Genomic DNA, 12139 nt, shown 5'->3' with positions numbered 1-12139 from the left:
ATTAATAAAAAGACCGGGACTTATTTTTTTAAGTAACCGGTCTTTTTATAATGAAAGCGATTGTAGAAAAATAATTAGCAGGAGAAGATCTCATGAGTAAAGAAACACTTAAAGCGCAAGCACAAGGCCGTAACGGGGAAATCGACTTTGACATTGAAATCGAAAACCGGGAAATTGCCGACATCAAGGTAACCAAGAGCTCAGAAACCAAGGCTGTCTTCAACCAGGCCTTCGGCCAGCTCCGCGACAATGTTCTGGCTGCCAACAGCTTCAACGTTGACGCTGTTTCCGGGGCAACCATCATGACCAAGGCCATCCTGGAATCCGGCCAAAAGGCGCTGGATGAAGCAGGTCTCATGCCAGCTCCCCGGCCAGTTGACAGAAGCCACAAGGCTGTTACTTTAGATGTCGACGTGGCTGTTGTCGGCTCCGGCATGGCCGGCCTCATCGCTGCCTGCCGGGCCTTGTCCATGGGCAAGAAGGTCGTCGTTTTGGAAAAGAACGGCTATGTCGGCGGGGCTTCCATCTTGAACGGGTCCAACGTAACGGCTACCGGGTCAAAACTGGCCAAGAAGCTCTTTGGCTCTGCAGCTGAAGAAGACTCAGCCCAACGCCTTTTTGACGACATTACCAGAGAATGCCGGGGGACCAACTACCCTGAAATGTCCCACCTGCTGGCGGACAACATCGGCAAGGCCATCGACTTTATCACTGACTTCGCGGGTCTGACTTACCAAAAGGCAGAAACCCAGACCATTGAACACAGTGTCAACCGGCAAGTGGAAATGCCAAGCCAAAGCTCCTACGAAGTCGTAACTAAGGTGGCTGACGCCTTCAAGGCCAAGGGCGGGATCCTGTTGACCGACGCCCGGGTTGAAGAATTGAAGAAGAACCCGGCCGGCGTCTTGACCAGCCTGGTTGCTGAAGGCAAGCACCAAACCACCACGGTCAACTTCAAGTCCCTGGTTTTGGCCGCCGGCGGCTGGGGCGCCAAGGACTTCAAGGAACACAAGACTGACATTCCTTACTACGGGCCAATGACCTCAACTGGTGACTACTTCGGCTTTGCCAAGGGCATGAACCTGGTTACCCGGAACCTGGACTGGTACAAGGTTTACCCGCACGGCTTGGAAGTTGAACCTGGCATTGCCAAATTGACTACTTACTCAACCAAGGAAGCCAGCGACATGGGGGCAATTTTTGTCAACCGGGCCGGCAAGCGGGTGGTCAACGAAAGCCTGCCTTACACCCACTTCCGTGACGCGATCGCCAATGAAAAGGACAAGATCTGCTTTGTCTTGATGGACCAGCGGATCTGGGACCGCTACTATGAACTGATGCTTAAGTACGGCTTCACCGCTGAAGAAGTCCAAGGCTTCTTTGCTAATGACGGTAAGAAGAGCCCGGTTCTGGTCAAGGGTGACCTGGCCACTGTAGCGCAAAAGGCCGGCATCGACTACGGCAACTTGAAGGAAACCTTCGACCACTACCAGGAATATGCCAAGGCAGGCCGCGATCCGGAATTCGGCCGCGATGCCAAGTTCCTCCACGAACTGGAAGGCGACACTTACTACGTCATTGAACAAAAGCTCCGTTTCTGCACCACCATGGGCGGCTACGAAGCCACTAAGGACATGCAGCTTTTGGACAACGACTTTAAGCCAGTTGCCAACTTCTACGCTGCCGGCGAACTGGTTGGCGGGGCCAACGGCAAGGACTCAATGCCGTCAATGATGAACTCCTGGTCCTACGCTTCCGGTTTTGTGGCAGGGACCGCAGCTGCTGACAATGCCAACAACTACGCTGTTGACGTTGTTACCAGCGCCAGCCATGCTCCGGCTCCTAAGCCAGAAGCAACTTCCGGTGCCAGTCACTAATATTGCTAACAATTCACAAATTTTCTCCCGGGCCTAAAACAGGCTATGTGAAAACATACACTTTGTTCTTTTTGGCCGCGGGAACCTTCTTCCTTACAAAAACTTGCTAAAAAAGCCCAAGCTGATGCTTGGGCTTTTTCTTCTTAAACGAGCTTATGTTCGTTATTGTAATGCTTCCGGCAGTAGGATTTGATAAATTGTTCGAATCTGGTTACAGCCGGGGTTAAGAAGTGGTCGGACTTTTTCACGACGAAAATCGGGTGAACGCCGACATTTTCATCAATGTGCAAGAGCTTGACCGTCCGCGGATCCAGCTGGGGCAGGTGGGGCACGATGGCTACCCCGTAGCCCCAGTGAACGAAGCCGATGATGGTATGGTCCTCCATGGACTCCATGATGATCTTCGGCTTGACGCCGGCTTCAGCGAACATCTTGTCCAGACGGGGGCGCAGGCCGCTGCTTTTGCTGTAGTAGATCATCGGGTACTTGGCCAAATCAGCCAGGGAGACAGAGTCCTTTTTGGCTAAAGGATTGGAAAAGGGAACGACAGCCAGCATTTCCTGGTCAACCAGATGGGAAATGTCGACCTTTTCTTCCAGGCCAGGCAGGTCAGGAGCTGAGGAGACGACCAAATCCAGTTCGTCATTGACCAGCTTGTCCACCAAATCGTCAGTGGTTCCCTGTACGAAGGAGAAAGTGATGTCTTTGGTGTCTTTTTCCTGCTTGAACTTGTAGATCAGCTGGGGAATCAGGTCCTGGCCCATGGTAAAGGTGAAGCCAACCCTGATATGCCCCCGGTTGACGTCCAGCAATTCAGCGATGTACTCGCCGCCCCGGTCCAGGTCGCTCAAGCCGCTCTTGACGTATTCCAGGTAGATCTTGCCATAGTTGGTCAAGCGGATGTTCCGGCCCTCTTTTTCAAACAGGGGCACGCCGAGCTCTTCCTCAATGCTGCTGATGGCGTAGGAGAGGGAAGGCTGGGAGATGCCCAGCTTTTCGGCTGCCTTGGCCATGTGTTCCGTTTTCGCCAGTTCGACGAAGAAACGTAAATGTCGAATGTTCATATTTGCCTCCAAATCATGCACAACAGGTTTTCATACCTACATTGTACCGTTAATCTAAAATTAATAAAATGCTTTTATCAATAATTTTGCTTTGCCTTATTTATCACGAAGGGTGAAAACGATAACATAATAGTGAATTGAGAAAAATGTAACTTGTTATAAAGTTTAAAGGAGATTCCAGAAATGGCAGACGAAAGAAACAACGAGATCGAAGAAACGAAGATTCAAGGCGTTAACGGTCCAATCACCGGCTGGCTTGACGGGCACACGATTTTAGTCGGTTTGATGGCTTACCCAATCCGCCACACCATGTCACCAACCATGCACAACAACGCTTTTGCCAAGTTGGGCTTGAACGGGGCTTACCTTTGCTTTGAAATCGACAACGAAAAGCTGCCAGGTGCTATCGACGCTATCCGGACCCTGGACATGCGGGGCTCAAATGTTTCAATGCCTAACAAGAAGAAGGTTATCCCTTACCTTGACAAGCTGGACAAGACTTCACAAATGTGTGACGCGGTAAACACTATCGTCAACGAACACGGCGTTTTGACCGGCTACACCACTGACGGCATGGGCTGGCTGCGGGCCTTGAAGAAGGACGGCCAAGACGTTAAGGGCAAGATCATTACTTTGGCCGGTGCCGGCGGTGCCGCTACGCCAATCGCCGTTACTGCTTCCTTGGAAGGGGCTAAGGAAATCCGCATCTTCAACCTGGATGACGACAAGTGGGCACAAGCAGTCAAGAATGTTGAAACCATCAACAAGGAAACTGACTGCGTAGCCAGCGTTCACCACCTGGAAGACAAGGAAGACTTCAAGCAGTCAATCGCTGAATCAGACATCTACTGCGACGCTACCAGCGTAGGGATGAACCCATTGCAAGACCAAACTTTGGTTGAAGACCCATCATGGTTCCACGAAGACATGGTTGTTTCCGACACTGTTTACGCACCACGCAAGACCAAGCTGATGGAAGTTGCTGAAAAGGCCGGTGTAAAGCACATCTACAACGGGATCGGCATGATGATCGAACAAGGTGCCGCTGCCTTCAAGCTGTGGACTGGCAAGGAAATGCCAACTGACTACATCCAGGAAATCATGGATGCCAACAAGTAAGAAAAACTTTTAACCAGCAAACTTAATAGAAATTGGTTTGAATCAATACCTTCTGCAGCTGAATATTTGCCGACAGAAGGTATTTTTGGAAGGACAAAATCATGAAAAAGAACAAGTACATGATGACTGCCTTCATGCTGTACATGAACTACTTCGTGCACGGGATGGGCGTTATCATCATCTCACAAAATGCCTCCAGCCTGGCTCAGCAATGGGGCACGACCACGACTGGTGCCATCGCTGTAGTTTCCTCACTGGGTATCGGGCGGATCATCAACCTCTTGATCTCAGGTATCCTGTCTGACAAGTTTGGCAGAAAGCCATTCGTGCAACTGGGGATCGTCTTCTACCTGGTCTTCTTTGTTGGCCTGCTCTTCTCCAAGAGCGTGACTGTGGCCTACATTTTGGGGATCTGCGCCGGGATGGCCAACTCCTTCCTGGACACTGGTACTTACCCAGCCCTGATGGAAATCTTCCCAGATGCCAAGGGGACTTCCAACGTTGTTTTGAAGGCCTTCATCTCTGGTGCCCAGTTCCTTTTGCCATTCATCGTCAGCGGCCTGGCTGCTGCTCACGCATGGTACGGCTGGTCAATCGTTATCCCAGCTGCCATCCTGGTTATCACCTTCATCTACTTCCTCAAGGGTGCCTTCCCGGACTCCAAGGCAGTTGCTGAAGCTGAAGAAAAGAAGGCTGCCGAAGCTGAAGCTGCCGTTGCTGGCGACAAGCCAGCCGTTAAGTCCAACAAGTGGGTTGACGGTACCTTGTTCATCCTTTACGGCTATATTTCCCAAGCTACCTTCTACATGGTCAGCCAAATGCTGACTCAATACGGGCAACAAATCAGCCATATGAACGATGGTGCTGCCCACGCCCTGGTTTCCTGGTACTCACTTGGTTCAATCTGCTGCGTCCTGTTTACTGCAGTGATCGGCAGCAAGTTTAAGGAAGTGCAACTGGTGCCAATCTACACTTTGGGTGCCTTCATTGCCATCTTCTTGATGTGGGCATACCCAACCAGCGCGGTATTGATGGCTGTTCTGGCCTTCGCCGTTGGTTTCTTTGCCGCTGGTGGCGTAATGCAGTTGGGCTTGACGGTTATGGCCGACTTCTTCCCAGCTGGCAAGGGGACGGTTACTGGTTTCTTCTACACTGCCGGTTCAATCGCTTCCTTTACTATTCCTTTGGTAATCAACGCTTTGCCAGGGATGAGAGAAGTTATGTTCTTTGACGTGATCGTTGCCCTGCTGGGCTTCGTGGACACGACCATCATCGCTATCCGTTACAAGAAGCTGTTTGGTTCACTGAAGAAGTAATTTTTTAAAAGCAAAAGTAGAAAAATAGAAGGTAAAAAAATGACTACTGTAAAAGTTAGAAACATCGTTTTGGGCGAAGGCCTGCCGAAGATTGCCGTGCCAAACGTTGGCGTGACTGAAGAAGAAATCCTGGCTTCAGCCAAGGAAATCGCGGCTGCCAAGCCGGACATCATGGAATGGCGGATCGACTACTACGAAGCCGGCATCAAGGACAATGAAAAGCTGATCGCTACGGCCAAGGCTTTGCGGGACGTAGTTGGCGAACTGCCAATCCTGGTTACTTTCAGAACCAAGAACGAAGGCGGCGTCCTGGAACTTGGTGAAGACGAATACCTGGACCTGGTAGCTACTGTAGTAACCAACCGTTTGGGTGACGCGGTCGACATCGAACTTTTCCACGATGAAGAAAGAGTCAAGGACCTGGTTAAGCAGGCCCACAACTACAACGTGGTCGTGATCATGAGCAACCACGACTTTGAAAAGGTGCCAGCCAAGGATGTTATCGAATTCCGCTTGAAGAAGATGGCTGAATTGGGTGCTGACGTGCCAAAACTGGCCTGCATGCCGCACAGTGCTGACGACGTTTTGACCCTGTTGAGCGCGACTAACGACGCCCGCAAGGCACTCTCCACGCCAATCATCACCATGGCAATGGCTGACTTGGGCAAGGTCAGCCGGATTGCCGGCCAAGTCTTCGGCTCCTGCTTGTCATTCGGTGCCGTTGGCAAGACTTCAGCACCTGGCCAATTGTCAATCGAAGACTTGAGAAACGCTGAAAATTACTTGGAATTGCACTAATTAGCTAAGAGAAATAGAAAAAAAGCTCCCGTATCAAACGCGATACAGGAGCTTTTTCTTGCACTTGAGCCAGGGTTCAACCTGGTCGGTTTCGTCTTGGGCCAGGAAGCGGCGCTCAATCTTGCTTTCATCGACCGGCATCCCTTTTTTCAGGCCAAAGCCAATACCTTTGCCGATGACGACCCAGTCTTTGCCAGCTGAGTCTTTGACAAGGGCAGCGTTGTTGTTGTAATTCTTGATAAATTCCATAGCAAGTCCTCGTTAACAAATCATAATCGCGTCATTATTCAATGTTAGCGTTAACAGGAAGACTTTGTCAATCCTGCTTTTAATAGAGAATTTAGGGATTACTTGGGAATTTGTTGCATAAGCAATAGAAGAAATTGATCGATAAAAGCGGCTGGATGCCTTTTTTTACCAGGCGGCAAGCGCTAGCATATTTTTTAGAGATAAAAACAAAGGACTGGAAAAGATGACTGACGAAAGAAACAATGATATTTTACCGGTAAAAATCAGCGGGATTACCGGACCGGTGACAGGCTGGCTGGATGGGCACACCATTTTGCTGGGCCTGTTCGCGAATCCAATCAGACACTCAGTTTCACCAACTATGCACAACAATGCTATGGCTAAGCTGGGCTTGAATGGGGCCTACCTCTGCTTTGAGATCGGGCCGGACCGGATTGAGGACGCGGTCAAGGCCTTGCGGACTTTGGACATGCGGGGGGCCAATGTGTCCATGCCAAACAAGCAGGCGATCATCCCTTACCTTGACAAGCTGGACCCGGCAGCAGAAATCTGCGGGGCGGTCAACACGGTGGTCAATGACCATGGCTTTTTGACGGGCTATACCACTGACGGGACCGGCTGGCTGCGGTCTTTGCAAGAAGACGGCCAGGACGTGAAGGGGCAGGTTATGACTTTAGCTGGTGCCGGCGGGGCGGCGATTCCGATTGCTGTAGCCGCCGCTATGGGCGGGGCCAAGGAGATCAGAATTTTTAACATCCATGACCGCAACTGGGAACCAGCCAAGGACAAGGTGGCCGCGATCAATGAAGCGACTGGCTGCGTCTGCAGCTTGAACCCGATGGAAGATAAGGAAGCTTTCAAGCAGTCGATTGCTGAATCCGGGATTTACTGCGACGCGACCGGGGTAGGGATGCCGCCGCTGGATGACCTGTCACTGGTGGAAGACCCATCTTGGCTGCATGAGGACATGGTGGTCAGCGATACGGTTTATGAACCGCGGGAGACCAAGCTGATGCGGATCGCCAAAGAAGCCGGCGTCAAGCATATCTATAACGGGCTGGGTATGGTGGTCGGCCAGGGGGCAGAGTCCTTCAAGCTCTGGACTGGCAAGGAAATGCCGGTTGACTACATTAAGGAAATCGTCGCTAAGGCGTAAGAAAAGCGGACAAGGCAAACTTGTCCGCTTTTTATTTGTCTACTTTTTCTTAAGCAAGTCCCTGTACATAGGCCGGTCTGCCTCGGGGATGCCCAGGAGGTCCATGGCTCCGTCTGGAGTTAAGTTAGTGGTGTTCAGAATGTTGAGCAAGTAGTCTCTAGTCACCTTCTCAGTCGTTTCTTTAGTCACTTCCTCAGTCGTTTCCTTCTTGGCCCGGTCAAGCTTGACCTGGATAAATTGTGGCATTACTTCAGTCATGGTGGTCACCTCGTTCTTATCTCTTTTTTCCAATTCCTTGATTAACTCGTCAAAAGCATGCGTCCCCGACAGGGCATTCATCATGTCCAAAAGAAGCATGATATCTTCTACTGACAGCTTTTTGGCGCTTGGGTGGTATTCCTCACCAGCATTGGTCTGGATGAAGTATTCCGCTAAGCAGAAGAAGGCGCTCTTGAAACGTTTATCCAGCCCTTTTGCCGACAAGTCGCTGATCCGGTAAAAAGCCTTGATCTCGTAATCGCTGATCAGTGGCCGCATTTCTTCAGGCAGTTTCTTCATATTGACACTCCCCAGCAAATTCCGGCTGTAGTTCCAAGCTTCTTTCCCGTAGTATACCACCAGCGTGAGCACGGGGTAGAGATTTTTGCTCTTAGTGAGCTGGTAGCGATAGGCCGCGGCATCGTAGTTCATCACCCGGGCCGGCATATTCTTGTCCGGCCGGGTCTGGTTCTCAATGCCGACTAGCGAAATGACGACCTTCTTCTTGCCGATTGTCAGTAGCTTGGCTACGTCCCGGTTCTGGCTGTGAATCTTTCCGTTAGCCTTGTAGTAGCTAAGCGTGTTGGTATTTGCCAGCATCTTAGGCTTGATGACTTGCTGGCCATTAAAGATGAAGCCGTTCAATACGTCAGCGAACACTTCATTCTTGTCCAGCAGAATTTTCTCAACCAGGTCATTGGTGCCATGAGGCTGGTTTGAATGTTTTTTTGACATGGTTCCTCCTTAACTAGGAGGGGCAATTTTTCCCTCCACTTACTAATACAAGAAAAAGGGCAAAATTTTTTTATTTTCAGCCAAAAAATCACTTTTAGCCAATTATCTGATTTTTTCCTGCAGTTCGGCCGCTTGGAAGGCCTCGACCAGGTCTTTTAAGGCCGGCGAAAGGTCAGCCCCGCGCCGGACCCCGATGAAGTAGGTAAGCTTGATCTGGCGGGGGTCAAGGGGGTAGAGATTGATTGGCAGGTGCTCCAGCCGCTTCAAGATACTGGCTGAGGAGATCGTGAAGCCGACCCCGTTGACGGCAAGGTTGGTGGCCGTGATAACGCTGTTGGAGGTCATCCGGATATTTGGCTGCACGCGGAAATAATGAAATAAACCGTTGACCTGGTGGCGGATAGCGGATTCCCCGTTGCTTAAGACAAAAGGCTGCTGGAGCAGCTCCTTGGGATCATAATCAGCCGGATCCAGGATAAAGTGGTCTTTGAGATAGTACTTGGAGTTTTCCGGAATCACGATATAGTAGACCTCCCCGCCGTTGATATAAGTATCAATTCCTTGCGCGACGGTTTCCGGCGTCTGCCCCATATAGCAGTCGACATCCCCGCCTAGCAGCCGGTCTTCGCTGGTGTGAGGGAAGCCTTCAGCGACCTGGATCTTGACCTGGGGGTGCTTTGCCAAAAAGGCAGGTAGGATCTTAGGCAAGAGGAAGGTGCCCAGGCTTTCCAGAATGGCGATCCGGATGACTTCTTCCTGCTGGTTGCTGAAACGCTCCAGGGCGTTGGCCAGCTGGTGGCGCTGGGCGGAAATGTTTTCCAAATACTGGTAGTAGATCTGGCCAGATTCAGTCAAGGTAAAGGGAACCTTGTCCCGGTTGATAATGGTGGTCCCCAGTTTTTTCTCCACCCGCTTGATCAGCTGGGTCAAGTAGGGCTGGGAGATGTAGAGGTGTTCGGCGGCCCGGGTGAAGTTGCTTTCCTTGAGCAGGGTTTCCAGGTAGTTGAGCATAATGTCGGGATCGTTCATTTTCTTTTTTCTCCTCTGTTAAAAAGTCTTGTTTTTACGATAACACAAATGTTATTGATTGATAATATTTAAAGTCGTTCATTTTTTCCAGGAATAATATTAGAATTAAGCTATCAAGTAAAGAAAACGCTAACAAAGCAAAAGGAGCAAAATCATGTCAATGAAATCAGGTACTTATAAGGTTAAGGCCAAGGGCCACGGTTCATCATTCATGCCAATGGAAGTCATTATTGAAAACGACAAGGTGGCGGACATCACGGTTGACTCAGCGGGTGAAACCAGCGGGATTGCTGATGAAGTCTTCAAGCGCCTGCCAAAGGCGATCATCGACGGGCAAACCTTGAACGTCGATGCCGTTTCCGGGGCTTCAATCTCCTCACAAGGGGTGATCGACGGGGTTGCCGAAGCGATCAATGAAGCTGGCGGGGATGCTGAAGAATGGAAGAAGCGGGACAAGCCTGCTTCCTCAGCTGCCAAGGATGAAGAATACGAAGCTGATGTTGTAGTCATCGGTGCTGGCGGGGCTGGCTTGGCCGCTGCTACCCGGTCTCTGCAACATGATAAGAAAGTTGTTATCCTGGAAAAGTTCCCGCAACTTGGCGGCAACACTGCCCGGGCTGGTGGTCCAATGAACGCCGCTGAACCAGACTGGCAAAAGGGCTTCAAGGCTCTGCCAGGTGAAAAGGAAACCTTGCAGGAACTGGCTGAAACGCCAACCAGCGAAATCGACCCAGAATACGTGGCAGACTTCGAAAAGCTGCGTGACCAGATCAAGGCCTACCTTGACTCAGGTGAAGACTACCTCTTCGACTCAGTCCTGCTGCACGAAATTCAAACCTACCTCGGCGGCAAGCGGGTGGACCTCAAGGGCAACGAAATCCACGGCAAGTACGAACTGGTAACGACCTTGGTCAACAACGTTCTGGACTCAGTCAACTGGCTGACCGACTTGGGCGTGAAGTTTGACCGCAGCGACGTGACCATGCCAGTTGGTGCCTTATGGCGCAGAGGCCACAAGCCGGTTGAACCAATGGGCTTTGCCTTCATCCACGTTTTGGGTGACTGGGTTAAGGAACATGGGGCAACCGTTTTGACCGAAACCCGGGCCAAGCACTTGATCATTGAAGGCGGCAAGGTTACTGGCGTGATCGCGGAAAAGACTGACGGCTCAAAGGTAACTGTCCACGCCAAGAGCGTGATTTTGACGGCCGGCGGTTTCGGGGCCAACACCAAGATGGTGCAAAAGTACAACACTTACTGGAGCGACATCGCTGACGACATCGCTACGACCAACTCACCAGCTATTACCGGTGACGGGATTGCCTTGGGCCAGGAAGCCGGCGCTGCTTTGACGGGGATGGGCTTCATCCAACTCATGCCAGTTTCTGACCCGGTAACCGGGGAACTTTTCACTGGCTTGCAAACTCCACCAGAAAACTTCATCATGGTCAACCAAAAGGGTGAACGTTTCGTCAACGAATTCGCTGAACGTGACACTCTGGCTAAGGCAGCGATCGACAACGGCGGCCTTTTCTACCTGATCGCTGATGACAAGATCAAGGAAACTGCCTACAACACCACGCAAGAATCAATCGATGCCCAAGTTGAAGCTGGCACCTTATTCAGAGCTGACACTTTGGAAGAATTAGCTGAAAAGGTCGGCATGGACCCAGCAGTTTTGACCGACACCATCAAGAAGTACAACTCTTACGTTGACGCCGGCCACGACCCGGAATTCGGCAAGAGCGCCTTCCACTTGAAGTGTGAAGTAGCACCATTCTACGCAACTCCGCGTAAGCCAGCTATCCACCACACGATGGGCGGTCTGGTCATCGACACTAAGGGCCACGTTTTGGACGAAGCAGGCCACGTGATCGCCGGCTTGTACTCAGCTGGTGAAAACGCGGGCGGCCTGCACGCCGGCAACCGTTTGGGCGGGAACTCCCTGGCTGACATCTTCACCTTCGGCCGGATTGCTGCTGACACGGCTAATGAAGAAAACCCAGCTGCTGATGCAGTTAGCGGGGCATCCCACCACTAAGAGAAAATAATCAAGAGGGAGCAACACTATGTTTTACAAAAGCCACTTCGGCACCATTTTGACTTCTGTATTGTCCATATTCATGGGCTTTGTGATGGCAATCTTCATCATCTTCTTGAACCACCTGCCCTTCAACTGGGTTAACCTGTTTGAATTGACCGCGGAAATCAACCTGATCGTCTTTTTCTTCAGCTTGTTCATCCCTTACAATGCCTGGGGTGACTGGTTTGCCGGCCTCTTCCACTTGCAGGAAGGCACGGTAGCTTTCAAGCTGGTCCAAGGGATCATCCCTTCCGCCGTTTTGAACACGCTCAACACCTTTATCTGTACCGGCGCCAGCATCTTCTACAACGAATCCATCCCTAAGGCAGCGCGGATGACCGCCTACCTTAACGGCTGCAAGGAAGCCTGGATCCCATGCTTTATCGTATCCTACATCGCTTCTTTCGCGGCTGTCTGGCTGGGCAAGAAGGTTGCTGAAAAGTTCGTCAAGTAAT

General features: G+C 51.1%; 10 protein-coding genes and 1 pseudogene. 7 read left to right on the top strand and 4 right to left on the bottom strand.

The window, feature by feature from the left end; all coding sequences use genetic code 11:
* The first annotated feature begins 92 nt into the window (after positions 1–92).
* The gene (locus tag ACLUXO_RS06315) at positions 93–1877 is read left to right on the top strand and encodes an FAD-dependent oxidoreductase (RefSeq protein ID WP_412136798.1); all 1785 of its coding nucleotides are present in this window, start codon (positions 93–95) and stop codon (positions 1875–1877) included.
* A gap of 143 nt (positions 1878–2020) precedes the next feature.
* On the opposite strand, the gene ACLUXO_RS06310 is transcribed toward ACLUXO_RS06315, so the two are convergent.
* Positions 2021–2941 (bottom strand): LysR family transcriptional regulator, encoded by a 921-nt coding sequence (locus ACLUXO_RS06310; protein WP_412136797.1) that lies wholly within the window; start codon positions 2939–2941, stop codon positions 2021–2023.
* Positions 2942–3124: 183 nt separating this feature from the next.
* On the opposite strand from ACLUXO_RS06310, the gene ACLUXO_RS06305 reads away from it, so the two are divergent.
* The 3 genes from ACLUXO_RS06305 (at position 3125) to aroD (ending at position 6174) form a co-directional block, all read left to right on the top strand.
* Entirely contained in the window at positions 3125–4060 is a 936-nt protein-coding gene (locus ACLUXO_RS06305) for a shikimate dehydrogenase (protein ID WP_072546882.1), read from the top strand.
* 101 nt (positions 4061–4161) lie between these two features.
* A complete protein-coding gene (locus ACLUXO_RS06300; RefSeq protein ID WP_412136796.1) occupies positions 4162–5376 on the top strand; it encodes an MFS transporter in 1215 nt (404 codons plus the stop codon).
* Between the two features lie 39 nt (positions 5377–5415).
* Positions 5416–6174, top strand: coding sequence for a type I 3-dehydroquinate dehydratase (gene aroD / locus ACLUXO_RS06295; protein WP_412136795.1), 759 nt, complete (start codon positions 5416–5418; stop codon positions 6172–6174).
* Positions 6175–6249: 75 nt separating this feature from the next.
* On the opposite strand, the pseudogene ACLUXO_RS06290 reads toward aroD, so the two are convergent.
* Positions 6250–6423 (bottom strand): annotated as a pseudogene (locus ACLUXO_RS06290) (CAT RNA binding domain-containing protein); the annotation flags it as partial.
* Between the two features lie 223 nt (positions 6424–6646).
* Here ACLUXO_RS06290 and ACLUXO_RS06285 point away from each other — a divergent pair.
* The gene (locus ACLUXO_RS06285) at positions 6647–7579 is read left to right on the top strand and encodes a shikimate dehydrogenase (protein WP_412136794.1); all 933 of its coding nucleotides are present in this window, start codon (positions 6647–6649) and stop codon (positions 7577–7579) included.
* Positions 7580–7618: 39 nt separating this feature from the next.
* Here ACLUXO_RS06285 and ACLUXO_RS06280 read toward each other — a convergent pair whose 3' ends face one another.
* Complete coding sequence (locus ACLUXO_RS06280) at positions 7619–8572, bottom strand: Rpn family recombination-promoting nuclease/putative transposase (protein WP_412136793.1); 954 nt, start codon at positions 8570–8572, stop codon at positions 7619–7621.
* 102 nt (positions 8573–8674) lie between these two features.
* The gene (locus ACLUXO_RS06275) at positions 8675–9601 is read right to left on the bottom strand and encodes a LysR family transcriptional regulator (RefSeq protein ID WP_412136792.1); all 927 of its coding nucleotides are present in this window, start codon (positions 9599–9601) and stop codon (positions 8675–8677) included.
* Between the two features lie 160 nt (positions 9602–9761).
* Here ACLUXO_RS06275 and ACLUXO_RS06270 point away from each other — a divergent pair, with 160 nt between their 5' ends.
* Together ACLUXO_RS06270 and ACLUXO_RS06265 are read left to right on the top strand one after the other, a co-directional pair.
* Positions 9762–11642 (top strand): flavocytochrome c, encoded by a 1881-nt coding sequence (locus ACLUXO_RS06270; protein ID WP_412136814.1) that lies wholly within the window; start codon positions 9762–9764, stop codon positions 11640–11642.
* 28 nt (positions 11643–11670) lie between these two features.
* Entirely contained in the window at positions 11671–12138 is a 468-nt protein-coding gene (locus ACLUXO_RS06265; protein WP_412136791.1) for a hypothetical protein, read from the top strand.
* Position 12139: the final 1 nt, after the last annotated feature.

The sequence above is a fragment of the Lactobacillus delbrueckii subsp. bulgaricus genome (assembly GCF_046938665.1).
GTDB lineage: Bacteria > Bacillota > Bacilli > Lactobacillales > Lactobacillaceae > Lactobacillus > Lactobacillus delbrueckii_C.
The sequence above is the reverse complement of the archived record's forward strand: the minus strand, read 5'-3'. Positions and strand labels throughout refer to the sequence as shown.